At 73.4% G+C, this 26,095-nt stretch carries 21 protein-coding genes, 3 tRNA genes and 1 pseudogene; 3 read left to right on the forward strand and 22 right to left on the reverse strand.

What is annotated here, in order from left to right:
- Positions 1-247: 247 nt before the first annotated feature.
- Positions 248-1,087, reverse strand: a complete 840-nt coding sequence (locus ACZ5OX_RS04935) for a protein kinase domain-containing protein (protein WP_465628735.1) — start codon at positions 1,085-1,087, stop codon at positions 248-250.
- Positions 1,088-1,336: 249 nt separating this feature from the next.
- Between ACZ5OX_RS04935 and ACZ5OX_RS04940 the strand changes: the two genes are divergently transcribed.
- Positions 1,337-2,548 (forward strand): MFS transporter, encoded by a 1,212-nt coding sequence (locus ACZ5OX_RS04940; protein WP_465628736.1) that lies wholly within the window; start codon positions 1,337-1,339, stop codon positions 2,546-2,548.
- A gap of 61 nt (positions 2,549-2,609) precedes the next feature.
- Here the strand turns inward: ACZ5OX_RS04940 and ACZ5OX_RS04945 are convergent, their stop codons facing one another.
- Genes ACZ5OX_RS04945 through ACZ5OX_RS04955 form a run of 3 tightly spaced genes read right to left on the reverse strand, consistent with a single transcriptional unit; the run spans position 2,610 to position 4,368 of the window.
- A complete protein-coding gene (locus ACZ5OX_RS04945; protein ID WP_465628737.1) occupies positions 2,610-3,041 on the reverse strand; it encodes a hypothetical protein in 432 nt (143 codons plus the stop codon).
- Positions 3,042-3,085: 44 nt separating this feature from the next.
- Positions 3,086-3,778 (reverse strand): phytanoyl-CoA dioxygenase family protein, encoded by a 693-nt coding sequence (locus ACZ5OX_RS04950; RefSeq protein WP_465628738.1) that lies wholly within the window; start codon positions 3,776-3,778, stop codon positions 3,086-3,088.
- A 53-nt stretch (positions 3,779-3,831) separates the two neighbouring features.
- Positions 3,832-4,368, reverse strand: a complete 537-nt coding sequence (locus tag ACZ5OX_RS04955; protein WP_465628739.1) for an ATP-binding protein — start codon at positions 4,366-4,368, stop codon at positions 3,832-3,834.
- 217 nt (positions 4,369-4,585) lie between these two features.
- Here ACZ5OX_RS04955 and ACZ5OX_RS04960 point away from each other — a divergent pair.
- Positions 4,586-5,929, forward strand: a pseudogene (locus ACZ5OX_RS04960) (tetratricopeptide repeat protein).
- A gap of 13 nt (positions 5,930-5,942) precedes the next feature.
- Here ACZ5OX_RS04960 and ACZ5OX_RS04965 read toward each other — a convergent pair.
- From ACZ5OX_RS04965 to ACZ5OX_RS05040, 16 genes are all read right to left on the reverse strand, one after another.
- Positions 5,943-6,323, reverse strand: coding sequence for a hypothetical protein (locus tag ACZ5OX_RS04965; protein WP_465628740.1), 381 nt, complete (start codon positions 6,321-6,323; stop codon positions 5,943-5,945).
- A gap of 140 nt (positions 6,324-6,463) precedes the next feature.
- Entirely contained in the window at positions 6,464-9,151 is a 2,688-nt protein-coding gene (locus ACZ5OX_RS04970) for a ComEC/Rec2 family competence protein (RefSeq protein ID WP_465628741.1), read from the reverse strand.
- A gap of 84 nt (positions 9,152-9,235) precedes the next feature.
- A complete protein-coding gene (locus ACZ5OX_RS04975) occupies positions 9,236-10,264 on the reverse strand; it encodes a helix-hairpin-helix domain-containing protein (RefSeq protein WP_465628742.1) in 1,029 nt (342 codons plus the stop codon).
- Positions 10,265-10,488: 224 nt separating this feature from the next.
- A complete protein-coding gene (locus tag ACZ5OX_RS04980; protein WP_449791794.1) occupies positions 10,489-11,334 on the reverse strand; it encodes a DegV family protein in 846 nt (281 codons plus the stop codon).
- Between the two features lie 138 nt (positions 11,335-11,472).
- Positions 11,473-12,300 (reverse strand): hypothetical protein, encoded by an 828-nt coding sequence (locus tag ACZ5OX_RS04985; protein WP_465628743.1) that lies wholly within the window; start codon positions 12,298-12,300, stop codon positions 11,473-11,475.
- A 425-nt stretch (positions 12,301-12,725) separates the two neighbouring features.
- Positions 12,726-15,617 carry a leucine--tRNA ligase gene (gene leuS, locus ACZ5OX_RS04990; protein WP_465628744.1) on the reverse strand — a complete coding sequence of 964 codons (2,892 nt, stop codon included), beginning with the start codon at positions 15,615-15,617 and terminating at the stop codon, positions 12,726-12,728.
- Between the two features lie 403 nt (positions 15,618-16,020).
- Entirely contained in the window at positions 16,021-17,316 is a 1,296-nt protein-coding gene (locus ACZ5OX_RS04995) for a hypothetical protein (RefSeq protein WP_465628745.1), read from the reverse strand.
- A 98-nt stretch (positions 17,317-17,414) separates the two neighbouring features.
- Positions 17,415-17,487 (reverse strand) — tRNA-Ala (locus ACZ5OX_RS05000).
- 378 nt (positions 17,488-17,865) lie between these two features.
- Positions 17,866-17,938 (reverse strand) — tRNA-Ala (locus ACZ5OX_RS05005).
- Between the two features lie 43 nt (positions 17,939-17,981).
- Positions 17,982-18,054: transfer RNA gene (locus ACZ5OX_RS05010), tRNA-Ala, on the reverse strand.
- 204 nt (positions 18,055-18,258) lie between these two features.
- Positions 18,259-18,909, reverse strand: coding sequence for a histidine phosphatase family protein (locus ACZ5OX_RS05015; RefSeq protein WP_465628899.1), 651 nt, complete (start codon positions 18,907-18,909; stop codon positions 18,259-18,261).
- Positions 18,906-19,364, reverse strand: coding sequence for a ribosome silencing factor (rsfS, locus tag ACZ5OX_RS05020; RefSeq protein ID WP_355265854.1), 459 nt, complete (start codon positions 19,362-19,364; stop codon positions 18,906-18,908). Before rsfS ends, ACZ5OX_RS05015 begins: the two co-directional genes overlap by 4 nt.
- A gap of 204 nt (positions 19,365-19,568) precedes the next feature.
- Positions 19,569-21,431: a LytR C-terminal domain-containing protein gene (locus ACZ5OX_RS05025; protein ID WP_465628746.1), complete on the reverse strand. Its 1,863-nt coding sequence runs from the start codon at positions 21,429-21,431 to the stop codon at positions 19,569-19,571.
- Positions 21,432-21,445: 14 nt separating this feature from the next.
- On the reverse strand, positions 21,446-22,078 hold the full coding sequence (gene nadD / locus ACZ5OX_RS05030) for a nicotinate-nucleotide adenylyltransferase (protein WP_465628747.1): 633 nt from the start codon (positions 22,076-22,078) through the stop codon (positions 21,446-21,448).
- Between the two features lie 123 nt (positions 22,079-22,201).
- Complete coding sequence (locus tag ACZ5OX_RS05035) at positions 22,202-22,357, reverse strand: hypothetical protein (protein ID WP_181970583.1); 156 nt, start codon at positions 22,355-22,357, stop codon at positions 22,202-22,204.
- 209 nt (positions 22,358-22,566) lie between these two features.
- Positions 22,567-22,713: a hypothetical protein gene (locus tag ACZ5OX_RS05040; protein ID WP_392869904.1), complete on the reverse strand. Its 147-nt coding sequence runs from the start codon at positions 22,711-22,713 to the stop codon at positions 22,567-22,569.
- Positions 22,714-23,047: 334 nt separating this feature from the next.
- Between ACZ5OX_RS05040 and ACZ5OX_RS05045 the strand changes: the two genes are divergently transcribed.
- The gene (locus tag ACZ5OX_RS05045) at positions 23,048-24,178 is read left to right on the forward strand and encodes a M48 family metallopeptidase (RefSeq protein ID WP_465628748.1); all 1,131 of its coding nucleotides are present in this window, start codon (positions 23,048-23,050) and stop codon (positions 24,176-24,178) included.
- Between the two features lie 87 nt (positions 24,179-24,265).
- On the opposite strand, the gene ACZ5OX_RS05050 is transcribed toward ACZ5OX_RS05045, so the two are convergent.
- Both ACZ5OX_RS05050 and ACZ5OX_RS05055 read right to left on the reverse strand, forming a co-directional pair.
- Positions 24,266-25,330, reverse strand: a complete 1,065-nt coding sequence (locus ACZ5OX_RS05050; RefSeq protein ID WP_465628749.1) for an SCO2583 family membrane protein — start codon at positions 25,328-25,330, stop codon at positions 24,266-24,268.
- Between the two features lie 171 nt (positions 25,331-25,501).
- On the reverse strand, positions 25,502-26,086 hold the full coding sequence (locus ACZ5OX_RS05055; RefSeq protein WP_465628750.1) for an SCO2584 family spore wall biosynthesis protein: 585 nt from the start codon (positions 26,084-26,086) through the stop codon (positions 25,502-25,504).
- Between the last annotated feature and the right edge of the window lie 9 nt (positions 26,087-26,095).

The following is a 26,095-nucleotide window of genomic DNA, read 5'->3' on the forward strand; positions in this document are numbered from 1 at the left end:
TCCTCCCCCCCCCCTCCCTCCTCCGCGAGGGTGTGTTTCCCTCCTCCTCTCCCCCCCCCCCCCCCCCCCCCCCCCCCCCCCGCAACCGGTTCCCCCATGGCTTCGCGCCGCACGACTGGTCAGCGGATTCTCAGAGCAAGGCTATTGGAGGCGGCAACTGCGATCTCAGCCTGATCGGCGAGCTTGCGGTTGGCCGTCGCAGATCAGGCCGCCCTCACCGTCGAATTGAGGGCAGCCTCTACTTAGGTCATGGCGTATTCGGGCTTGAGCGCAGGATCCCCGAGGGCTCGGCGGTAGCGGCGCGGAGCAACTGAGCCAGAGCACTGGCGGAGGGCCGCTGCCGGGGGTCGTGGGCAAGACCAGCGAGCAGGGCGTCCTCAAAGCCGCGAAAAGGCCAAGGCCGCCCGATAGTGAGGTCGTGCTGTCGGCCGGCTGCGGTGTCGGCCAGGAGATCCGGACGGCGACCCTGGGGATCTCGGTAGGCGGTGGGTGGGATGCGGGTCCAGGACCAGAACAGGGAGGCCGTCAGCGACCACACGTCCGCCTCGGGGGTGGTGACGATGTGGTCGGTGGTGCCGATGATCAGGGCGGCGACCTCCGGGGCGGTGGTGTGGGCCAGGCCGCCGCGGTGGACGTAGAACGGCACCGGGACGGGCCCCTGGGCACAGGCCAGGTCGATGATCCGTACGGCGTCGTCCTCGAAGACGACGTGGTCGGGCTGGAGGTCGCCGTGGGTCCAGCCGGCCGCGTGCAGGTCGGCGAGTGCTTCGGCGGCCTTGGCTGCGGCCTCCATGATCGAGCGGCGGATGGCGGGGGTGTCGTCGCCCCGGTGGGCGGGTTCCAGGGCGTCCCACAGGCTCGTTCCGTCGATCCACCACATGACCAGCCAGGTGCCGTCTCCGTACCGGCCGTGGGCCCGGTAGTGGTCGGCTCCAAGGGCTTCGAGCACCTGGCCTTCGCGGCCTGCCATCAGCCCATCGGTGATCTTCAGAGCGGTGTCGCCCACCTTGAAGAATGTCGTGCCGCGTCGCTCGTGCAGGAGCTTCGGGTCGCCGTCCAGGCCGAGCTCGGTGATCAGAGGGTGCACGGAAGTCCTTCCGGGATGGCCGCCGTCCGGGCTGTCTCCTGATGGCCAGCCTGCCCGGTCCCGGGGCCGGATGCGAGTGAGAGGTGTGGCCGCTGGCGACGGGACGCCATGCTCGGGGCGCCTGCATCGGCCGGGCTTCAAGTTGCCCTAGGGTGTGGGGAGTTCCCGGTGGCGGCTCGCTGCCGGGACTTCGTGCTTCCTGGGGTGGAGTGGATCATGCGGTACGTGCGGTTGCTGCGGCGTGGGCCTGTGCTTCTGCTCTGGGGGGCGCAGTCGGCGTCGGTGTTCGGTGACCGGCTGTACGCGATGGCCGTGATGTGGATGGCGTGGGAGCACGCGGGCGCCGGGGCGATGGGACTGGTGGCCGTCGCGGAGTCGCTGCCGTACATCGTGCTGGGCACGGTGGGGCGCCGGGTGATGGATTGGTTCGCGTCGCTGCGGGCGCTGGCAGTCGTGGATGCGGTACGGCTGGTCCTGGTGACCGCACTGCCGTGGGCGTGGGCCGAGTTCGGCACGGTGGGACTGGTCGCCTCGGCCGCTCTGCTGGGGGCTGGTGGGGCCTTGTTCGACCCGAACCTCGGCGCGATGGTGCCGGACCTGGTCAGACCGGGCGAGGTCCAGGCCGTCAGCGGGCTGATGGATCTGACCGGCCGGATCGCCCGGATTGCCGGGCCCGGGGCGGCCGGGTTGCTGCTGGGGGTGATGCCGCTGGCCGGGCTGTTCTGGGTGGACGCGGCGACGTTCGCCGTCTCGGCCCTCGCCTTGGTGCTGCTGGCCGCCCGTGTCCGGCCAACTGCTGTCGGCTCGCAGGCCGGGCCGCAGACGGTGGGGACGCAGCCGAGCGTCTGGTCGCTGGTGCGGACCCATCCGGACACCGGGGTGGTGCTGGCCGTGCACGGGATCGGGATCTTCGCCGGGGCGGTTTCGCTGGCGATGCCTGCGCTGCTGGCCACCCGCCTCGGCGTCGGGGCCTCTGCCTACGCGGCGGTGCTGGCCTGTACCGGCGCCGGCGCCCTGGCGGGCAACCTGGTGGCCGGGAACGTGCGGCTTCGGGCGCCGCTGACGGCGGTGTACTGCGGGGCGTGGTCGGTGTCCGGGCTGGTGCTGGCCGGCACCGGGCTGGCCGGGTCGCTGCCGGTGCTGCTGGCGCTGTCCGTGCTGTCGGGGGTGGTGTCGCCGTTCTTGCAGATCGCGCTGTCGACGCACTTTGCGCTGTTCCCTCCGGCCGCTCGCAGGCGGCTACTGACGGTGGACCTGACCGTGATCCGCGCCTGCGGGACGGTTTCGATGCTGTTCGTCCCCGGGCTTGCCGCTACCGGTCCGAGGGCCGCGTTCCTGGCTGGCGGCCTGGCGGTGGCGGTGGTCGGCGGGACGGGGGCCGTACTGGTGCTGGCACTGGTGCGGGGACGCCGGTCGCTGCCGGAGGTCGAGCCGGTGCCGGAGCTTGCGGCCCGCGACTGAGCACGGGCATGGACCGGGCCCCACGATGCGGGGCCCGGTCGGTGTGCTCGTGGTGCTCAGGTCAGCTGGCGATCAGCTGCCAGTGGGTGACGGTGATGTCCTCCAGCGGGATGCCGAGCTCCTTGTAGATCCGCTGGTGCATGGCGCCGAACCAGGCGTCGCGGCGGTCGTCGAAGAACGCACGGTCGTACCAGGCAACGCCGAGCAGGACGGTGCCGCCGCCGTTGGGGTTGCCGGGCTCGGCCTCCCAGTAGGTGCACTGCCAGTCCCAGAGCATGAGCTCCTCGGGGCGGTTGCGCAGGCGCTCGTCGGACTCGCGCAGGGACTGGACGCACCGCTCGGCGGTGGCCGCGTCGGGGCAGTAGTAGGTGCAGTCGGACTTGGCGATCGGGGTCTTGTCGGCGCGGCGGACCGCGGCGGCGTCCTCCCCGGTCAGGACGCGGACCCGGGTCACCAGGTCCTCGTGGGTGGCGATCTCTTCGAGGATGGTCACGGCGTTGTGCTCCTCTCGCTGGGGTGTTGATCCCTTGGGTGGTGCTACCAGCCCGGCCCGCTGATCGGGTCGGGGCTGGGGCTCTGGGGGTCGCGGCGGCGGATGCCGCCGGGGGCGACGTAGCGGACGTTCAGACCGACGCGGGCGCCGTCGCTGGTGTTGGTGCCGGAGCGGTGCAGCAGGCGGCTGTCCATCAGCAGGGCGGCCCCTGCCGGTAGGGGCAGGGCGGTCGTGGCATCGGCGGTGAAGCCGGTCGCCTGGTCGGCCCGGCCTCGCTCGGCGCCGTTCTCGACCTCGGAGGAGAACGGCAGGTAGCAGAACTGGTGCGAGCCGGCCACAGCATGCAGGCAGCCATTGCCGAGGGTGGCGTCGCTGATGGCCAGCCAGGCGGAGACCGAGCGGTCGGGGTCGAGTTCGACCCGGGCATCGATGCCGTCCTGGTGCCAGGGGATCTCGAAGCTGCGGTGGGGCCACTTCACCACGAGGAAGGTGTTCTCCACCGCGACGGCCGGCCCGATGACGTCCTGGACGGCGGCCAGCAGCTGCGGGGCGCGGACGGCCGCGCGGGCCCACTCGGTGCTCAGGTGCGGGTTGCGGACGATCTCCTGGTGACGGGCGCGGTGCTCGGCGATGAGCTGGGCGGCGCGGGCGCGTGCGGCTCCGGGGGCGGACCACTCAATGCCGGTGCGGAGTCCACGGCGGCCGAGGATCCCGCCAACACGGGTCACACTGGTCATCAGATCTGGTCCCTTCGAGGCGGGTTTCCCTGGTCATTGCGGACGGATCCTGTTCAGGCAGCGGTGCGAGGGCGGGTACTGCCGGGCGCGAACGGCGGACGTATCGGAGACCGCCCGGGACGCGGGATCACACGGAGAACGGCCCGGACCGCGCGACGCGGACCGGCGAGGACCTGGCGCCGGGTCACCAGCTGCTCGGGCAGGGCCAGCTCCGCCCAGACTCGCTTGCCCCGTTCGGTCCGCTCCGCGCCGTGCGCCAGGGCCAGGCACTCGACCAGTTCCAGCCCGCGGCCGCTCTCCGCGTCCGCACCGGCCCGACGGCGTCGGGGCAACGCGGTCGAGCCGTCGTAGACCTCGACCAGGGCCCGCCGCAGCCGGACGCTCACGTAGACGGCGACGGCGAGCATCGGCCGGTCGGAGTGCTGCACGGCGTTGGTCACCAGCTCGGAGGTGACCGTGTCCAACGCGAGCCGGGCGTCCTCGTCGAGCAGGACACCCCAGCTGACGATGCGGGTCCGCACCCTGCGGCGGGCGACGGGCACGGAGAGCGGATCTCTGGTCAGGAAGAAGACATGGGAATGCACGACCACGGTGGGGCACCCTTCGGCACTGGCCTGGAGAGCGGCACCGGCCACCTGGGAATGGACGAACAGGTGGGCGATGCCGCCGATCGTGGAGCCGAAGCAGCCCCCATTCGGGAGGGCTCTCGCTCGGCCTGACAATGAGTCAACAGGCGTGCGCTCGCCGTGAACACGGTAGAGGCACCCCAGACGCTTGAAACCCTTGAAACCTGACGCGGGAGCGGCAATGGCAGCACGCGAACGGACGCCCAACAGCAAGCTCGCGGCACTGGTCGCCGAGTGCCGGTGGGCGAGCAACGGCGAATTCGCCCGCGCGGTCAACCGAGCCGGAACCGAGGCCGGGCACAAGCTCCGGTACGACGAATCCGCCGTCTCACACTGGCTCTCGGGCACCCGCCCCATGGCCAAGTACCAGAAGGTTGTCCTGGAGACGCTGACCCGCCGCCTGCGCCGGCCCGTCACCGCGTTCGAGGCGGGCTTCGCCGATCGGCCTGACGTTCAGGCCCAGTCCGGGGATACGGTGGCTGGGCTGATCGACCTCGGGAGCATGGACATGGACCCATCGCGCAGGGGCGTACTCGGGGCGGGCCTGTACTCGGTCGCCCTCACCATTCCGGGCTGGCCGGACGTCATCGGGCGGTTCGAGCGGTTGAAGGCCGACCCGCACACCAGGATCGGCATGGCCGAGGTCGAGGCCGTGATCGCCATGACCGAGCGCATCAGCGAGCTGGACGACCAGTTCGGCGGCCGGACCGCCCGCCCGATGGCCGCCGCGTTCATGGTCAACAACATCGTGCCGCACCTGAAAGCCACCGCCGACGACGAGGTGCGCAAGGCGATGCTGTCCGCCGCCGCCGACCACCTCTACCTGACCGGCTACATGGCTGTGGACGAACGTCTCGACCCGCTCGGTCAGGCCTACTACACCAAGGCCCTGGAGCTCGCGCTCGCCGCCGGCGACCACCTCACCTACTGCACCACCCTGCGCGGCATGAGCGTCCAGGCCGTCGAACTCGGCCACGGTGTTCCGGCGTTGCGGTACGCGAACGCCGCCGCGGCCGCCTCACCCGAGGCCGGACCTCGCATGCGGGCCTTCCTCGCCGGCCAACAGGCCCACGCCCTCGCCTAGACCGGTGACCGTGCCGGAGCGCTCGCCATGCTCCGCGTGGCCGAAGTCGCCATGGAGCAGGCCGAGTCCAAGGCCAAGGCCCACGGCTCCTACGACCCGGCCTCGCTCTCGTACCACATTGCCCAGGTCAACTACGAGCTCGGCGACCGCGAAGGCGCGATTCGCGCGCTCCAGCACTCCGAGAGGGTCCGACCCACGGTGTACCGCCGGGCCCGCGTCCGCCACCGGGCGATGCTCGCCGAATGGCAGTTCCAAGCTGGTCGGCTGGAGGAGGCCGTCCAGAACTGGAACCTCGCCCTGGACGACTTCCCCCACGTCCAGTCCGGCCGGGCCGACGACCGCATCCGCACCATGCTCTCCGCGACCCAGCCGCACCACCGCAACCCCCACGTCCGCGAACTCCTCGAACGCGCCCGACCGATAGCGCCTCGCCCAAGCTAGACCGGCCCGCGAATCAAAGGGGGTTAGGCCGAGAGTAGCCCAGCTGGACACGCTTGCCGCCCCGGCCGGGATGGCAAAGGGCCTTGGCCCGGTCGTAGTTGCAGAACAGGAAGGCCTCCTTGTTTTCGAAGACGTTCAAGGTGGGGTCGGCCAGCAGGCTGCGGGACTGCCGGACGGTGGCGATCATGCCGCCGAAGCGATGGTGTTCCTGAGTCGCAGCGTGGATCAGGCGGCAGGCTGCCGGGCCGGAGACACCTTCGCCGCTGTCGATGGCTTCGTGCACTTCGCTGAGGTGCTCTGCGACCGTCCGGGCTGTCTCGAAGTCCAGCAGGTCGTGGGTGCCGCCGCGGGCCGGGAACCGTAGCCCTGACTGATCAGCGTCCGCATGTGGCATTTCTCCGGCGCGCTCCGGGCAGGCCCGGAGCGCGCCGGAACGTTTCTGCTGGCCCCGCTCCCGCTCCTCTCCCCTCCTCCCACAACCCCCTACCCCATTCCCTGCCCCACGTGGTTGGTGGGAGGAGGAGAGCGCGGGGGTCACTGGGGCGGGGCTCGGGGGGCGGCAGGGGTCTGCCCAGGGTGGGCGGGGGTGAGGGCTTGGGCTTCGGGGGTGTGGGCTTCACGGGAATGCCCGCCGTTCCCGCTGTTCCCGCCGGGCCCGCCGTGGCTGCGCGGGTGGCGGGCCGCGTGGGTGGGCTGGGGGTGGACGGCGGCGCCGAGGGTGGCCGGGGAGTCGCCCGTCACCGCGATGTCCCCCTCCCGGTCGGTCCGCAGCACGGTGGCGCCGAGTGCGCGCAGGTGGTCGACCGTCCTCGGGGACGGGTGGCCGTACGGGTTGCCCTCACCGCAGGAGACCAGGGCCAGCCGGGGCCGCAGGGCGCCCGCCAAGTCCCAGTCCTGGTGGGCCGATCCGTGATGCGCCACCTTCATGACGTCCACTCTCCCCACCCGGCCCAACAGTGCCGACTGGGCCTGCGGTTCGAGATCTCCGAGCAGTGCCATCCGTAGTCCTCCTGTCAGTGACACCATCAATGCGACGCTTGCGTTGTTCGGGCCCGGTGCTTCGACGGCCGCGTCGGGGACGGGCCACAGCACCTCCCAGGCCAACTCGTGGCCGGCCGACCGCCGTTCACCCCGACCGGCTCTGAGCAATCGGAGACCGGCGCCTGCGACCCAACCCGCCACCCGGGCGGCCTCGCCCGGTGGGTCGTCCAGCGTGGTGCCCTCGACCGCGCCGACCCTGCGGCCCCGCAACACGCCCGGGACGCCCTCGACGTGGTCGGCGTGAAAGTGCGTCAACAGCAGTAAGGGCACCGCCGTGATGCCGAGATCGCGCAGGCATCTGTCCGCGGCGTTCGGATCCGGCCCGGCATCGATCACCACCGCGCTGTCCGGCACCCCGGTCGACAGGGCCAACATGTCTCCCTGCCCGACGTCGCACACCACCAGTCGCCACCCCGGCGGTGGCCAGCCGGTGGCGATCCGGGTGAGTTGTGGCGGGCGCAGCAGCACAGCCAGCAGGACCGCCGTCAGTGCCCCCGTCACCAGGGCCCGCGCCCAGCGCCGCCTGGGCGCGGGACTTCCCGGCTCCGACCGCCGGGGCAGCAGGAGCGGCGCCGCCCAGCAGGCCGCCAGGACGGCCAGCGCGACCGTCGCCGTTCCGAACCACCCTCCCGGCCAGGCCAGTTGGCCGCCCGGCACTTCGGCGCCGCGGCGCGCCACCAGGGCGAGCCAACCGGCCGGCACCCCGGCCGGTTCCGCGAGCAGACGGGCCAGGGCCGGAAAGAGCGGTTGCAGGGCGAGCACCCCGAATCCGAGCAGTGTCGCCGGGGCCACCGCCAACTCGGCCAACAGGTTGCAGGGGATGCCGACCAGGCTGATGTGCCCGGACAGCACCACCGTCACCGGAGCGCACAGCGCCTGGGCGGCCGCCGCTGCCGCCAGCGCGCCCGCCAGGTGGTGCGGCCAGCGCCGGGCCCGCAGGGCCTCGGCCCAGTGCGGTCCGAGGACGAGCAGCCCGGCGGTGGCGAGCACCGAGAGCAGGAAGCCGAACGAGCGCGCCAGGAACGGGTCCAGCAGGACCAGCACCAGGACCGCTCCGGCGAGCGCGGGCACCGCCTTGCGGGGACGGCCGGTGGCCAGGGCCAGCATGCCGATCAGCCCCGTCCCGGCTGCCCGCAGCACGCTGGGCTCAGGACGGCAGACGGTGACGAAGGCCAGCGTCAGCGCGGTGCCCAGCAGCGCGCCGGTGCGCAGCGACAGCCCCAACACCGCGGCCAGCCCGCGCCGCTCCGGGGTTCCGGCCCGCCCGGGCGCGCCCAGCAGCGCACCCAGGACGATCGCCAGGTTGGCCCCGCTGACCGCGACCAGGTGGACCAGGTCGGTGGCCCGGAAGGCGTCGTCGAGGTCGTCGGGCAGCCGAGAGGTGTCCCCGACGACCAGCCCCGGGAGGAGTCCGCGCGCGTCCTCGGGAAGCCCGTCGGTGGCCGCGCGCAGGCCTTCGCGCAGCCGGCCTGCGATCCGCTGCGCCAGGCTCGGCGGAGCCAGCTGCCGGGGCGGCCCGTGGACGACCAGCAGTGCGGCAGACTCGCTGTCGTGGCCCTCCCCCGCCGGCCGTACCTCGGCCTCCGTGGCCAGCCGCTGGGACGGGAGCAGCCGCTGCCAGGGCTCGCTCTCCGCCCCTCGGGCCATGACGGTCACCGGCGTGCGCGTACGGGTGCTCCGCCCGTCCGGGAGGAGGGTGACGCGGTCGGCCACCGCGTCCACGGTGAGGAGCCGCTGCCCACCGACGGTGCCGCCCCGGGAGGTGTGGATCTTCGGATCCCCGGCGACGGTCAGCTCCACGTCCACCACCGGGGCGGACGCGCCCGGCGCTCGTGGTCCGGCGGCCGTGGACGCGCGGGCGAGCGCCGGTAGTGGCCCGCGGTGAAGGTCGGCGGTGTGCAGCGGGGTGGCGATCGCGGCTGCCGCGCCCGTGAGCAGGACGGCGGCCAACGTCGCCGCGGCCCCGCGCCGGCGCAGGGCCCCCGGCCGGGTGAGCAGCAGGACGGCCGCGAGCGCGGCAGTGCCGGCCGCGGTGAGGACGAGGGGCTCGCACCCCGGTTCCAGCCGTAGGAGCGCCGCCGTGACCGCCCAGGCCGAGACGGCGGGCAGCAGCAGCCGGAAGTCGGCTCCCGGAGAGCGGGGCGCGGCGGCCGGACCGACCGGCATGGTGGCGACGGACACGGCGGTACCTCCCTTCGATGGCTGGGGAAGCGGGCAGGGGAGAGCGGGCAGGGGGAGCGTGCGGGGGCGACAGCGGTGGAAGCGTCAGAGGGTCAGCAGCGGGCGGAGTTCCGCGTACGTGCGGGCGCCGATGCCGCTGACCTGCCGGAGTTGGTCGAGGGAGCGGAAGGAGCCGTGCGAGGTGCGGTAGGCGAGGATGCGCTGGGCGAGAGTGGGGCCGACGCCGGGCAGGGAGTCGAGCTGTTCGAGCGTGGCGCGGTTGAGGCTGACGGGTGGTCGGGGTGCGGCGGGCCCAGGAGCTCCGCTTCCGCTCACGGCGGCCGGGGCGGGAGCGGGCTGCTGTTCTCCGACCAGGATCTGCTCGCCGTCCGTCAGGAATCGGGCCAGGTTGAGGCTTCGGGTGTCCGTGTCCGGCAGTGGACCGCCTGCCGCCCGTAGCGCATCGGCCACCCGGGAGCCGCCGGGCAGGGTGTGGAGGCCGGGGAGGTGGACCCGCCCGCCGACGTCCACGACGACGGCCGCCGCCCCGGCACCGGGGACGGCCGAGGCTCCGGGCGCGGGCCCGGCCCTGGAATCGGCGGCGGAGGCGTCGGCGGGGATTGACGAATCGGACCCCGCCGGTGCCGCGACCGCCGCCAGCGCGGGCACCGCGATCGCCTGCGGGCGGGCCAGCCAGAAGTGCTGCACGGCGTAGCCGACCGCGAACAGCAGCAGGATGGCCAGCCCGGCCACCGCACGCCGGTCGAGCGCCAGCGCCGAGGCGAACGAGGGGAACGAGGGGAACGAACGGGGCCGCGGATGTGCCCCGGCCTCCGCTGGCTGCACGGCTTCGCCCGGGCCCGGCAGGCCGCCCCCATCCGGCGAAACCGGCATTCCGGCCGGTACCGCTGACGCCAACGGCACCGCCGACGGCGACATCGACGGTGACATCGACGGAGGCGACCCTGTGTCGGCCGCAGCCCGCACCCCCGTCGGCGGCGAGGCCGCCCCGGGCGAACCGCCGGCCGAGCTGCCCTCCGGTTCGTCTCCCACCGGCAGCAGCGCGGCCATCCGCAGCCGCACCGTCTCGTTGATCGCGTGGCGCTTCGCCGCGCCCAGGCTCATGGTCGTCATGCCGAGGACGGTAGGAGTCCTCGGGCGAGCGCGCGGAAATTGGCGAAACCCTGTGGATAACCCGGGGGTTGTGGACAAAAAGCCTCACTCACAAGAGTGGACAGGACTCTCCGAAGTTGACCGAGCGGCCAACGGGCCCACCGACGCCCCCACCGACGGCCCACCCGCCACCAGGCCGACCGACCCAGCCGGCCGACAGGCCCCCACCACCAGCACCGCCCGCCTCAGCGCGGCGCGACCACCACCGCCAGCAGCCCCGGCCCGACGTGCGCGCCGATCACCGCCCCCACCTCGCCCACGTACAGCTCCCGCAGCCCCGGCACCCGGGCCCGCAGCCGCTCCGCGAGCGGTTCGGCCCGGTCCTCCGCCGCCAGGTGGTGCACGGTGATGTCGACCTCCCGCTCCCCCGACCGCTCGACCGCGATCTCCTCCAGCCGCGCGATCGCCCGCGACGCCGTCCGCACCTTCTCCAGCGGTTCGATCCGCCCACCGTCCAGGTGCAGCAGCGGCTTGACCGCCAGGGCCGAGCCGAGCAGCGCCCGCGCCGCTCCGATCCGACCGCCCCGGCGCAGGTGTTCCAGGGTGTCGACGTAGAAGAACCCGCTGGTCCCGGCCGCCCGCCGTACGGCCGCCTCGGCCGCCTCCGCCAGGCCTTGTCCGGCCGCGACGGCCTCGGCCGCCGACAGCACCCCGTACCCGAGCGCCATCCCGACCAGTCGGCTGTCCACCACCCGCACCGGTACGGGCGCCTCGGCGGCGGCCAGCCGGGCGGCCTCGACGGTGCCGGACAGTTCGCCGGAGATGTGCACCGAGACGATCCCCTTCGCCCCGGCCTCGGCGGCGGCCCGGTAGGTGGCGGCGAAGGCCTCCGGGTTCGGCCGGGAGGTGGTCACCCGCTGCTTGCCGCGCAGCGCCTCGGCGACGTCCTTCGGGGAGATCTCGACGCCCTCGCTCAGGACGGAGTCACCGACCGCGACGCTCAGCGGGACCACCGTGATCCCGTGCCGGTCGAGGGCCTCCTGCGGCAGATAGGCCGTGGAATCGGTGACAAGCGCGAGGTCGGAGGGCATGAGCCGGAGGTTACTCCCCGTCGGTCCGGGAGGACAGCGCCTGGTCCGGGACGGCGGTGCCGGGCCCCGCACCGGTCGAAAGCCTCGGTCGAACGTCGGTCGAACCGTCGGCCGAAGGCCTCGTGACGCGCCGCCGGCTCAGCCCGCCGAGGGCCCCGTCGAAGGCCCGGCCGAGGGCTTGCGCAGCCGCTGCGCCAGCTTGGCCAGCGGATCGGCGAGCCCGAGCAGCTCCTCCGCGCTCGGACGCCCCTTCCCGTCGGTCAGACCGGCCCGAGCCGCACCCCCCGCGGACCCCGCCGCACCCCCCGCGGACCCTGCCGTACCCGCCGCACCCGCGGACCCCGAAGAGCGCGCGGCCCCCGACGTACGCCCGGCACCCGAGCCACCCGAGGCGCCCCCGGAGGAACCGCCCCCCGCGACCCAGTGCCGCAGCGCCCCCGCCTCGCTCTCGCACTCCTGGCTCAGCCGGCTCAGCTCGTCCTCCGCGAACCGGTGCATCCGGTCCTGCGCGGCCCAGCGCATGGTCTCCGCCGAGTGGGTGATCCGCTCGGCCCGCTCGCGCAGCTGGGGCAGCTTGACGGCGATCCGCGCGGTGTCGGGTTCGCGCTCCAGCATCCGCAGCTCGCCGTCGAGCTCGGCGGCGTGCTCGTCGAGCCGCTTCAGCAGGGCCAGCGACTCGCCGAGCTGGCCGTCCTGTGCGAGGCCGCTCTCCAGCACCTGCCGGGTGCCGTCGAGCGAGGTCCGCAGGCCGAGCCGGACGGAGGCGATCTGCGCGGCCGGGCCGACCGTGGTGTACTTCTTCGCCTTGAGGGTGGCGGTCTGCACGGCCCGACGGGCGTTGGCCTCGTGCTTCTCGATCTTCGCGCCGACGGCCTTGGCGGCCTTGACGGTGCCGACCACGGCCAGCGCCATCACCGCGACCCCGATGAGCAGGACCAGGCCGATCATCACGCCGAACACGTCCATCGCGCGCCACCTTCCGCCGTCGTTCCGGCCCCCACCGGGCCCAACGCGGGCCGCATCGCCGAGGGTTCCACGGTAGCCTCCGGAAGCCGCCCGAGGGCAGCTCGAGCGGCCCCCGCAGACGGAGATCAGGGTCAGATCCGGGATCTCCCCGAGGGCCCCGACCACGGCGAACGCCCCCGCGAGCACCCCTCGCGCCCCCGTGGAACACCCCCGTGGGACACCCCTCTGGCACGCCCCGTGAAACGCCGGACGGGCGGGCGCCCCGAAGGACACCCGCCCGATCAAGCCCGGCAAGAGCTCCACAGAACTCCCGCAAGAGCCCCTCAGGAGCCCCTGCGGCAGCCCCCGCACGACCCCTGCGGGGAGCAGCTCCCACGAGAACCCCCCGCGAGAACCCCGCGAGAGCCCCGCGGCAACGACCGCACTCAGCCGGTGACGATGTTCACCAGCTTCGGCGCCCGCGCGATCACCTTCCGCACCTCGGCCCCGCCGATCGCCGCGACGACCACCGGCTCCGCCAGCGCCAGCGCCTCCAGCTCGGCGTCCGAGATGCCCGGCGAGACCTCCAGCCGCGCCTTGACCTTGCCCTTGATCTGGACCACGCAGGTCACCGTCTCGTCGACCACGTACGCCGGGTCGGCGACCGGGTAGTCGGTGTGCGCCAGCGAGTCGCCGTGGCCCAGGCGGCGCCACAGCTCCTCCGCGATGTGCGGGGCCAGCGGCGCGACCATCAGCACCAGCTGCTCGGCCACCGTCCGCGGCGTGGAACCGCGCTTGACCAGGTAGTTGTTCAGCTCGATGGCCTTGGCGACGGCCGTGTTGAAGCGCAGCCCGGACATGTCGCCGCGGATGCCGTCGATCGCCTTGTGCAGGGCGCGCAGCGTCGCCTCGTCCGCCTCCTCCTCGGTGACGACCAGCTCGCCGGTGGTCTCCGAGACGATGTTGCGCCACAGGCGCTGCAGGAAGCGGTACGAGCCGACGACGGCGCGGGTGTCCCAGGGGCGGGAGACGTCCAGCGGGCCCATCGACATCTCGTACAGGCGCAGGGTGTCGGCGCCGTACTCGTCGGCGATGTCGTCCGGCGCGACGGCGTTCTTCAGGGACTTGCCCATCTTCCCGGCCTCGCGCTTGACCGGCTCGCCCTGCCAGAAGTACTGGCCGTCGCGCTCCTCGACCTCGGCGGCGGGCACCGGGAAGCCGCGCTCGTCGCGGTAGACGTCGGCGGTGATCATGCCCTGGTTGAACAGCTTGTGGAACGGCTCGACGGACGAGACGTGGCCCAGGTCGTGCAGCACCTTGTGCCAGAAGCGCGCGTACAGCAGGTGCAGCACGGCGTGCTCGGCGCCGCCGACGTACAGGTCGGCGCCACCGGCCGGCTTGGTCTCCGTCGGGCCCAGCCAGTACCGCTCGTTGGCCGGGTCGACGACCGCCGCGGAGTTCGACGGGTCGACGTAGCGCAGCTCGTACCAGCAGGAACCGGCCCAGTTGGGCATGGTGTTGGTCTCGCGGCGGTACTTCCTGACGCCGTCGCCCAGGTCCAGTTCGACGTTGACCCAGGCCTCGTTGCGCGACAGCGGGGTCTCCGGCGAGGAGGAGGCGTCGTACGCGTCGTAGGTGCGCGGCGAGTAGTCGTCGACCTCGGGGACCTCGACCGGCAGCATCGACTCGGGCAGCGCGTGCATGACGCCGTCCTCGTCGTAGACGATCGGGAAGGGCTCGCCCCAGTACCGCTGGCGGCTGAACAGCCAGTCGCGCAGGCGGTAGTTGACGGTGCCCTCGCCGATGCCGCGCTCGGCCAGCCAGGCGGTGACGTGGGCCTTCGCCTCGACGACGCTCAGCCCGTCCAGGGACAGCGACAGATCGCCTTCGGAGCGGGCCGAGTTGACGATGACGGAGTCGTAGGTGTCGAACGCGTCGTCCCACTCGGCCGGGTCGGAGCCGCGCCCGTCCGTCGGCTCGACGACGCAGCGCATCGGCAGCGCGAAGGCGCGGGCGAACGCGAAGTCGCGGTGGTCGTGGGCGGGGACGGCCATGATGGCGCCGGTGCCGTAGCCCATCAGCACGTAGTCGGCGATGAAGACCGGCACGGACTCGCCGCTGACCGGGTTGACGGCGTAGGCGCCGGTGAAGACACCGGTCTTGACCTTGGCCTCGACCTGTCGCTCGACGTCCGACTTGGCGGCGGCCGTGGCGCGGTAGGCGGCGACGGCCTCGGCGGGGGTCGCGGCGCCGCCGGTCCACTCGGTGGGCACGCCCTCGGGCCAGGCGGCGGGGACGATGGAGTCGACCAGGTCGTGTTCGGGGGCCAGCACCATGTAGGTGGCGCCGAACAGGGTGTCGGGCCGGGTGGTGAAGACGGTGATCTTCCCGCCGTCGACGGAGAAGTCGACCCGGGCGCCCTCGGAGCGCCCGATCCAGTTGCGCTGCTGCAGCTTGATGGCCTCGGGCCAGTCCAGCAGGTCCAGGTCCTCGATCAGCCGGTCCGAGTACGCGGTGATGCGCATCATCCACTGGCGCAGGTTGGACTTGAACACCGGGAAGTTGCCGCGCTCGGAGCGGCCGTCCGCGGTGACCTCCTCGTTGGCCAGCACGGTGCCCAGGCCGGGGCACCAGTTGACCGGCACCTCCTTGGCGTAGGCCAGCCGGTACTCGCCCAGCACCTCGTCGCGCTCGGCGCCGGACAGCTCGGCCCAGGCGCGACCGCCCGGGACCTCACGCGCGCCGGACTCGAAGTCGGCGACCAGCTCGGTGATCGGGCGGGCCTTGCGGGCGTCCTCGTCGTACCAGGAGTTGAAGATCTGCAGGAAGATCCACTGGGTCCAGCGGTAGTACTCCGGGTCGATCGTGGAGATCGAGCGGCGCGGGTCGTGGCCCAGGCCCAGCCGGCGCAGCTGCTGGCGCATGTTGGCGATGTTGGCCTCGGTGGAGACCCGCGGGTGGGTGCCGGTCTGCACCGCGTACTGCTCGGCGGGCAGGCCGAAGGCGTCGTAGCCCAGCGTGTGCAGCACGTTGTGGCCCGTCATCCGCTGGTAGCGGGCGAAGACGTCGGTGGCGATGTAGCCCAGCGGGTGGCCGACGTGCAGGCCCGCGCCCGAGGGGTACGGGAACATGTCCATGATGAAGCTGTGCGGCTTCGCGGCGACGTCGCCGGCCGCCGGGTCGGCCAGCGCACCGGTGGGGTTGGGGGCGTGGAACGTGCCCTCCTTCTCCCAGATGTCCTGCCAGCGGGACTCGATCTCCGCCGCCAGCGCGGCGCTGTACCGGAACGGCTCGGTCGCGGTCTCGGCCGCGCCGGACGCAGGGGTCGTCTCGCTCATGGTCCTTCAAGCTCCATCGATGTCAGTTGGCGAACCGCACAGGCGGCCGGCCCGGAAACCCGGCCCGGGACGGGGTCGGGGGCGGAAAACAAAAAATCCCCTCGCAGGAGGGGACGCCACGCCGACTCCGGCACCGCCCGAGGGCGCAGCCGGTCCTGGTCAGCGCGGCCGGCTAAGGAGCAGGCGCACGGTTCGCATGGGCTCAGGGTACCGCAAGCCGCTCGACGGGCTGCGGGGTACACCGCCGGGGCGGCCGCACGCGGGCCCACGGCCCCGTACGGATGCCCGCGAGGGCCGGTACGGAGGCCCGCAGGAGCCCGCACGGACGCCCACAGGGGCCCGCACGGAGGGCGCGCGGGGCCGTGCGGCCCCAGCGGCACGGCCCCGGCGGCGCGTCCCCGCCCTACCGCGTCGCCGCCCGCCCCGCCGCGTCGAAGTCCCGCAGCGCCTTCGCCAGCCGCTCGGACTGCATCCCCGCCGCGGCCGAGCGCGCCAGCGAAGCCGTGCGGGCCGCCTCCCGCTGGTCGCCGAGCCTGCGGTGGGCCTCGGCGAGGCTCACCATCAGCAGCGCCTTGGAGCGGGCCCGCCCCGGCCCGAGCCCGGCCACGGCCTCGGCGAGCAGCACCTTGGCCAGCCGGTGCTGGCCGAGCGCCAGCCGCCCCTCCCCCACCATCCCGGCGAGGGCGGCCCGGGCCTCCTCGGCGCCGGGCAGGCCGTCCAGTTCGGCGAAGGCCCGGGCGGCGGCGGCCTCGGCCTGCTCGGCCTCGCCCCGGCGGCCATACGCGCGGGCGAGCCGGCCGTACTGGCGGGCCCGGGCGGTGGGACCGAGCGCGGCACCGTGGGTGTCCAGGGCGGTCGCGAGCGCGGAGACGGCGTCCAGCCCGCGCCCGCCGGTGCCCTGGGTGGCGAGCACGACCAGTGCGCCGAGCACCGGGACCCCGAGCCGGGGGTCCCCGCTGACGTGGGCGGCACGCAGCGCGGCGACGAAGGCGCGCTGGGCGGCCGCGTCGTGGCCGAGGTCGTACGCGGCCCAGCCGGCCAGCCGGGCGAGTCTGCTGGCCGTGCCGTAGAGCTCGCGGCCGAGCCGTTCGTCGTACGCGCCGAGTTCCAACAGCTTGGCCAGCATGGCGAGTTCGGCGCGGACGGGGCCGAGGACGAGGCCGCCGCCGCAGGCCCGTTCGAGCTTCTGCTTGCTGCGGTAGGACAGTCCGAGCTCGCCGGCCAGCCCGGGTTCGACGCGCAGTGCGCCCTCCCCGCCGCCGACGGGTGGTGGCGGGGAGTCGAGGCGGGCGGCGGCCTGGTCGAGGTCGGCGCTGCGGAACAGGTCGGTGAGGCGGACCGGTCCGGCGTCGGTGGCGGCCTCGCGCAGCGCGGTCTGGGCGGTGTCGGCGGTCCACGGGTCGGTGAGCAGCCGGGGCGAGAGGATCTTGGCGCCGCGGTGGCCGCCCATCCGTCCCCAGAGCTGCTCGTAGGTGACGGCGATGCCGAGGGTGCGGCTGAGTACCTCGCAGACCGCCTGGTCGTGCGGGCTGCGCGGCACCATGCCGCGGTCGCGCCACTTGTACGGGGCGGTGGAGCTGATGGCGAGGCCCGGCGGCAGGGCGAGGCTCACCTCACGGGCGAGCCGTTCCGGACTCCAGCCGAGCTGGTGGAGTATCCGGGCCAGTTCCTCGTTCCGCCTTCGCTCCAGATCGGCCATGGCACGACGGTAGCGGGATTCGGGGCTCTGCGACCGGTGGCGGGGGCAGAACGGCGAAGAGCCGCCTCCCGATTCCGGGAGGCGGCTCTCGACTACTGTGGAGCTATGGGGAATTGAACCCCAGACCTCTTGCATGCCATGCAAGCGCTCTACCAACTGAGCTATAGCCCCTTGACCTGCGATGTCACCGTGGTTCCCGGTTGTTTCCGGCCGTTTCCCTCGGCGACATCGACTACTTTACACGGTCCGGGGCGTGCTCCTGAAATCCATTCCCCGAGGCCCGCACCACGCGCCCCGGGCGCCCCACTTCCCGGCCCCGATGCCCTGCCCCCACGCCCCGGACGCCACCTCCCGCGCCCCGATGCCCTACCCCCGCACCCCGGGCGCACGCCTCCCGCCCCGGGCGCGCGGCAACCATCGCACGCCCCGCCACCGTCCCCCCAGGAATCGACAGCCGCCGCCGGAAGGCCGGACCGCCGGGCCGAAACACCGAGCGCCCGAAACGCCGGAAGGCCGCCACCCCTTGGGTGACGGCCTTCCGAACTCCTGTGGAGCTATGGGGAATTGAACCCCAGACCTCTTGCATGCCATGCAAGCGCTCTACCAACTGAGCTATAGCCCCGCGACACGGGCGACCCTGGCTGACCACGACCGCCGATGCGGAGTGGAGCTATGGGGAATTGAACCCCAGACCTCTTGCATGCCATGCAAGCGCTCTACCAACTGAGCTATAGCCCCGCACTCACCGGATCTCCCGCTTCCCTTCCGGGCCGCGTTCCTTCCCTGCGAACGAGGAAGACTCTAGCTGGTCAGGGCCGGAACTGCGAAATCCGCCCTTCCGGACCCTCGCCGAGCCTCCCCTCCGAGCCCCCCGCCGCGCCCCGGCCGAGGGCCCCTGAGGGCCCCCGGCACGCGCTGCCGCCCGAGCCGGTGCGGCAACGGTCAGGTGTCGTCGCCGATGACCGGCTGCGGGAGCGTGCCCGCGTTGTGCTCCAGCAGGCGCCAGCCGCGCGCCCCGTGGCCGAGCACCGACCAGCAGCAGTTGGACAACCCGCCGAACCGCTCCCACTGGGCCGGCTCCAGGTCGAGCAGCCGCCCGAGCATGGTGCGGATCGTCCCGCCGTGGCTGACCACCACCAGCGTGCCGTTCTCCGGGAGCTTGCCGACGGCCTCCAGGACCACCGGCACCGAGCGGTCGGCGACCTCGGTGGCCAGCTCGCCGTCACCGCCGCGCCGCACCGGCTCGCCGGCCGCCCAGGCCTCGTACTCCTCCGGGTAGCGCTCACGGATCTCGGCGTTGGTCAGGCCCTGCCACGAGCCCGCGAACGTCTCCCGCAGGCCCTCGTGGTGCTGCACGTCGAGCCCGGTGACCTCGGCCAGCTCCGCGGCGGTGCGCCGGGCCCGCTGGAGGTCCGAGGAGATCAGCAGGTCGGGCCGGAGCCCGGAGAGCAGCCGGGCCGCCCGCTGGGCCTGCAGGACGCCCTGGCCGGTCAGCTCGATGTCCGTGGTGCCCTGGAATCGCGATTCGAGGTTCCAGGAGGTCTGTCCGTGCCGCCAGAAGACGACGCGCGGGCCCCGCGTGCCCCGGCTCAGTGCAGGTCCTCGGGCTTGCCGAAGTCGTCGGCGGGGGCGACGGCGTTGCCGGCCTCGTCGGTGTACGCGTCCGGGCGGTTGCGGGAGGCCAGGGCGTCCTCGGGAAGCGGCAGCTCGGGGCAGTCCTTCCAGAGGCGGTCCAGGGAGTAGAAGGAGCGCTCCTCGGAGTGCTGGACGTGCACGACGATGTCCAGGTAGTCGAGCAGGATCCAGCGGCCCTCGCGCTCGCCCTCGCGGCGCACCGGCTTGATGTCCAGCTGCTCGCGCAGCTGGTCCTCGATCTCCTCGGCGATCGAGCGGACCTGGCGGTCGTTGTTCGCGGAGGCGATCAGGAAGGCGTCGGTGATCGACAGCACCTCGCTGACGTCGAAGGCGATGATGTTGTGCGCAAGCTTGTCGGCCGCCGCCTGCGCGGCGACGGTGATGAGCTGCTGGCTGTGGTCGGTGACGGTCACGGTGTTCTTCCGGCTCGGCGGCTTGGGGCGCCCCGGCGCGCGGCCGGGGTCGCCTTCCAGGATCTCACGCCGCCCGGGCGGGCCCGGAACCGATTTACGCGCCCCCGGGCCCCGACCGTCACCGGGCCGGGGCCGGTGCCGGTCGGTGGCGGTCGGGGCCGGTCGGAGCCTGAGCCGGCCCCGGATCGGGGCCGGGCCACCGCCCTACTGGTTCTTCGGCGGCTGGTAGTCCTTGCCGAGCACGACCAGCAGGTCCGCGTTCTGGGTGTCGCCGGTCACCTTCTTCACCGCCGTGTCCGGCAGCCCGAGGCTGGTCGCCAGCGACTTCGCCGCGCCCTGCCGGGTGTCGTCGGTGTAGCGGATCTCACTGGCGGCCTGCGGGGCGGTCTTGGCGCCGCCCGGGATGAAGGTCAGGCCGGAGTTGACGATCTGGACCTGCGCGGCGGCCGCCGCGGCGTCGTTGCCGCTGCCGTCCTGGAGCGCGACCCGGGCCGGGGCGTCGCCGACGGCCGCGGACTTCACGGTGCCGCCCAGCACGTCCTTGACCTGCTTGCCCGCCGTCGCCTCGTCCAGGCTGCCGTCCGGCTTGACGGTCAGCGCGGTGGTCCCGAAGTGGCCGTCCTTCGCCTGCTGGGCGAGCTGGACGAGCACCCCGGCGAGGGCGTCCTCGGGCAGCGAGGGGTCGAGCACCGCGTTCATCCGGTGCACGTCGTCCTTCGCGTCCTTGAACTCGGTCGGCATGGTGCGCACCACGGCGTCCATGACCTGCCCGAACCTGGCCAGCTGGGCGTCCCGGTTCTCGCCGGGGTTCTGCAGGGTGGCGTACGCGACCGCCGCCTTCCCGCTGAGCATGGTGTTCTTCCCGGCCGCGGACAACAGCTTGCCGTCCGGCTTGCCGCCCTCGTGGGTCTCGGCGTTGGTGTCCACCCGGACGCCGCCGAGTTGGGAGACCAGCAGCTCCAGGTACGGGGTGTCCAGTCGCCAGGTGCCGGCGACCGGGGCGCCGAGCACGGTGGACAGGCCCTCGCGGGTCGCCGAGGCGCCGATGCCGTCCATGGACTGGCCGATCGTGGTGACCGGCGGGTCCCCCGGGCCGGGCAGCCGCAGGTTGTCGGGCAGCAGCAGCACCGTGCCCTTCTTCCCGGAGGCGTCGTTGACCAGCAGCGCGCTGGACACCTTGCCCTGGAGGTCGCGCAGGTGGACGACGTTGACCTGGCGCCCGCCGGCGGCGGTGGCCGCGCTCGGCTTGTCGCCGGCGAGGAAGAGGTAGCCGCCGACGCCGCCGGCCGCGAGCGCCACCACCACACCGAGGCCGATCAGCCGGTTGCGCAGCTTGCGGCGGCGCTCGGCGCGCACCTCGCTGCGGGACTCGGCGAACTTCAGCCAGTCGATGACGTCCTCGGTCTCCTCCGCCTCCTCGTCGACGAAGGTGAACTCGCCCGTCGTGTAACTGTCCCTGGGCGCCTTGCTCCCGGCCTTCCCGGCCCGTGCCCCGGCGACCTGCTCGGACGGCGGCCCGGCCTTGGCCGGCGCCGTCGCCGACTCCGGCTCGGCGGCGGGCCGGGGCACCCGCGGACGCGGCGGGGCGGCAGCGGTGGGGGCGGTGGGCGCGGCAGCGGGAGGCGCGGCCGCCTCGGCCTGCGGCTCGACGGCGGCCGGGGCGGCGGCCTGGTACGGCTGCTGCTGGTACCCCTGGTAGCCCTGCTGCTGGTAGCCGTACGGGTCCTGCCCGTACACCGGCTGCCCGTACTGGTCGTACTGCTGCTGCTCGTACTGCTGCCCGTACGACTGCGGCTGCTGCGGCGGGAACTGCCCGGTGTGGCCGCCCTGCTGGTACCCGTCGTACCCCTGGTAGCCCTGCTGCTGGTAGCCGTACGGGTCCTGCCCGTACACCGGCTGTCCGTACTGGTCGTACTGCTGCTGCTCGTACGACTGCGATTGCTGTTGTTGTTGTTGCTGCTGCTGCTGAGGCTGCTGCGCCTGCGGCTGCTGGTATCCCTGGTACGGCTGCTGGTACTGCCCGGTGGACCAGTCCTCCGGCCGCCGGCCGTCGTTGCGATCAGTCATGCACCGCTCCTGGCTCAGTCCCCGCGCGGCGCGTACAGCGCCCGCTTGTCGATGTAGCGGACCACGCCGTCCGGGACGAGGTACCAGACCGGCTCGCCCTTGGCGACCCGGTTGCGGCAGTCCGTGGAGGAGATGGCCAGCGCCGGGACCTCCACCAGGGAGACCCCGCCCACCGGGAGCCCGGCGTCCGACAGGGGGTGCCCGGGACGGGTGCAGCCGATGAAGTGGGCCAGTGAGAAGAGCTCGTCGGAGTCGCGCCAGGACAGGATCTGGGCGAGCGCGTCGGCGCCGGTGATGAAGAAGAGGTCGGCGTCCGGGTGCAGGGCGTGCAGGTCGCGCAGGGTGTCGACGGTGTACGTCGGGCCGACGCGGTCGATGTCGATCCGGCTGACCGAGAACTGCGGGTTCTCGGCGGTGGCGATGACCGTCATCAGGTAGCGGTCCTCGGCCGGGGTGACGTGGCGGTCGCTCTTCTGCCACGGCTGTCCGGTCGGTACGAAGACCACTTCGTCCAGGTGGAACGCGCTCGCGACCTCACTGGCGGCGACGAGGTGGCCGTGGTGGATCGGGTCGAAGGTGCCGCCCATCACGCCGAGGCGCTTCTTCGCCGGTTCCGGTCCGCCGGGATTCCCGGCCTGCTCTCCCATGCCGCCACACCTTACGCGACACCCGTTACGGTGCGGGAACGGCCGGGTGGGGGTTCTCCGCAGATGCGTGAGGGAGCGGCCGGCCGGTGGCCGGACGCTCCCCGAGCGGCCCCAGGACCGGGCTCAGCGGTCCCGGTTGAAGCGGGTGGTGATGAAGAGCAGGACCAGCAGGATGACCAGCGCGGCGCCACCGGTCAGGGCCGGGTTCAGACTGTCGTGGTTGCCCCCCTCGCCCTCGGCGAGCAGGTTCAGAACGGGGAGTGCGGCAGCAGTGCTCATGGTCGGCGGGACCTTCTCGGCTCGGTGAACGGACCTGGGGGTGGTTCCGGGCCGGTGAGGGCCCACCCGTCATCGTACGGGGGGTTACACCGCAACCGCTCGGCGGCCCACCGCCGCTGACCGGGCGTGAGCGCGCACCCGCGGGAGGGCCGGGAACGGGCCGGGGAAAGAACCGGGAACGGGCGGGGAAGGACCGGGAACCGGCCGGCCTAGTTGTTCTTGAAGGCGCGGGCCATGATCCAGACCAGCAGGCCGATGCCCACGAAGGACGCGATCACGATGATCCGCAGGAACAGGCCCGGACCGGTCTCGTCGGAGATGGGTGCGGCCAGGCTGACAAGCGTCTCGGTGGACATCTGCGGGGGCTCCTCGAACTGCTCGGTACCGCGGCCGGATCCGGTCTCGGTCGTCCAGGCCTCAGGTTAAACCGGCCTCACACCGGCGCCGCCCACCGGCCCCGGTGACGCGCCCGCCGGGCCGGCACCCACCGCCCCGGTACCCACCCGCCCCGTGACGCCCCCGCCGTCCGCCGTCCGCCCCCGCCGCCCGCCGGGCGGACCGCGCGTACGCTGACCCCTCGGGGACGAGTACGCAACCGCACACGTTGCACAGACAGTCGTTGCAGGCGAAGACCAGCGGGGGGCCGGCCAGCGGGCCGCGGCCGCCGTCGACCAGGAGGGTACTCAGACCATGACCGACACGACCGCGAAGACCCCGAGCCGCCGCCGCGAGCGCTTCCCCGGGATCTCCACCCGGGCCTGGGAGCACCCGGCGGACCGCTCGGCCCTGGTCGCGCTGCGCAGGCTGACCGGCTTCGACGACATCCTGAAGAAGCTGGCCGGCCTGGTCTCCGAGCGGGCGATCCGGCTGATGTTCCTGGCCACCGCCGTGAAGACCTCCGAGCGCCAGTTCCCGGAGCTCCACGACATGGTGCGCGACGCCGCCTACGTGCTCGACCTGGACCAGGTCCCCGACCTGTACGTCTCCCAGGACCCGACGGTCAACGCGTACTGCATCGGCATCGACACCCCGATCATCGTGATCACCAGCGGCCTGGTCGAGCTGCTGGACGAGGAGGAGCTGCGCTCGGTCATCGGCCACGAGGTCGGCCACGCGATGTCCGGCCACGCCGTCTACCGGACGATGCTGATGATCCTCACCAACATCGCCACCCGGATCGCCTGGGTGCCGCTGGGCAACCTGGCGATCACCGCGATCATCACCGCGCTCAAGGAGTGGTTCCGCAAGGCGGAGCTGTCCAGCGACCGGGCCGGCCTGCTCGCCGGGCAGGACCTCCAGGCCTCCATGCGGGCCCTGATGAAGCTGGCCGGCGGCCACAACCTGGCCGAGATGAACGTCGACGCCTTCCTGGAGCAGGCCGAGGAGTACGAGAAGGCCGGCGACCTGCGCGACGGCGTGCTCAAGGTGCTCCAGCTGCTGCCGCAGACCCACCCCTTCGCGGTGGTCCGGGTCGCCCAGCTGAAGAAGTGGGCGGAGAGTGACGACTACCGCTCGATCATGGCCGGCGCCTACCCGCGCCGCTCGGACGACCCGGACGCCTCGGTCACCGACCAGTGGAAGGCCGCCGCCGAGCACTACACGACCTCGGTCAAGGAGAGCAAGGACCCGCTGATGGGCCTGCTCCGGGACGTCGCCGGCGGCGCGGCGACCGTCGGCGGCAAGCTCCGCGACACCTTCACCGGCAACGGCGCCCGCAACGGCTCCTCGGGCAGCGGCTCCTCGGGCAGCGGCTCCTCGCGCAACGGCTCGTCCGGCACCGGCGCCTCGGGCAACGGCTCCGCGGACCGCGACGGCAGCTGAGCCCACCGCGAACGCGACGGCGGCCGGTGTCCCGCCCGGGGCCCCGGCCGCCGCGCCGTTCCCGGCCCCCGCCGGGTCCGGCGCGCCTCAGCCGCCCGCCGCCAGCACCCCGCACACCTGCCAGCCCGGCCGGGCGTGGTTGCCGGGGTCGACCGGCGTCGGCGGCGCGACCACCGTGCCCTGCGCGGTGGCCAGCACCGGCTGCAGGAAGCCCGCCGCCGAGGTGCCGCAGGGCTCCGGCCCGGCCTGCACCACCGAGTCCACCAGCCGCAGCTGGCCCGCGGCCAGGTCCACCCGGTCGAACTCGAAGGTCAGCTGCCGCCGCACGGTCTCCAGGGTGACCGGCGCTCCGACCGGGGCCCCGGCCGGCTTCAGCGCGTAGACGAAGGTGTGGTCGGTGGTGATCTGCAGCGTCCCGCTGTCCGCCTCGTCGACCCGCATCGCACCGGCCACCTTCACGGTGTTCGAGGCCAGTGCGACCTGCGCCGGGTCGAAGCGGACCATCCAGCCGGTCACCGCGTGGTGCCGGTCGTCCACCGGCTGCGCCACGCTCGCGTCGAACTCCGCCTGCTCACCGGGCGTGACGAAGTCCCGCACCTCGGCGGTGGAGCCCTGGACCAGCACGGCCGGGGAGAACGAGGAGGCGACCAGGTAGCGCTGGACGGTGTCGAGCGCCTTGGCCACCTCGGCCCGGCTGAAGTGCCCGGTGGCGGCACCGGTCGGAGTGTTCAGCCCGAGCGCGCCGTCCCCGTACCCGGCCGGCAGCGCCGCGAACGGGTCCGCCCCGTCGGCGACCGGCTGGACGGCCGAGGCCGGGGCCAACGCGACCAGGCTGACGGTCAGTTGACTGCCCTCGGGCCGCGCGGTGGTCCCCTTCGGCGAGGTCACCCCGAAGTACACCGCGGCCCCGAAGGCCAGCAGGATGAGCAGCAGCAGCACGAGCGCCTGGCGCGGCACGGTGCCCAGCGGGCCGAGCCGCACCCGCGGCCGGGTGGCCTTGCCGAAGGAGCCCGACAGCCGCTCCCGGGCGGACAGTTCCCGGATCCGGGCAGCCCGGACGAACGATTCGTCGAAGACGACGGACCGGAATTCGTCCTCGTTGCCGGAACCGCCCTCGGGCGCACCCTCAGGAGGCTCTCGCGGGTCACCCACACCACCAGGGTAGGCGGACACCAGCGCCGCCACGAGGGTCCGGGCGTACATTCCCGGGAACGCTCCGTGACCACCGCCCCGGGGCGTGCGCCCGCGCCCGGGGCGACCGCACCGACCCGCCGACCGCGCCGCCCAGCAGACCGAACCGACCCGCCGACCGCGCCGCCCGGGCTACCCGGTCGGCGCCGTGACCACCAGCGGGGGTTCCGCCGGGGCCTGCCCCGGGCCGACCCCGGCGCTGCTGCTGCCGGACTCGGGGCGTCTGGGTGTGCCCGCTGAGCCGCCCACGCCCTGGTAGACCGCCGCGACCGCGACCGCCACCAGGCCCACGCCCATGATCACGGCGAGTACCCAGGCCACCGGCCGGTGCCAGCGCTGCTGGGCGACGTACCGCCCGCGGGCGCGCACCGGGTCGTAGCCGCGTCGCCACCGCCGCCGGGCCCTGCGGTCGCCCGCCCGGTCCGGCCCCGACCACGGGTCGGGGTAGAGGTGGTCCGCGTCGAGCCCGCTCGGGTACGGGCGCAGCTCCAGCGGCAACCCGTCCCCGGCCGGGACGTCACGGCCACAGCCCGGACCCGCGGTGTCCGGCTCGAACCTGGCCTCGGCGGCGGCGAGTTGCCGCTCCTTGGCGGTCGGCTCGTGCACGGCGGCGGACCGGACGAAGGCCTCATCGAGGACCACGGTGGCGAACTCGTCGTCCGCACCACCGTGGTCGGCGCCGTCGGGGTACGGGAAGCCCCCCACATCCTCAGCCACGGATTCAGC

The organism is Kitasatospora sp. NPDC032121 (assembly GCF_055580145.1).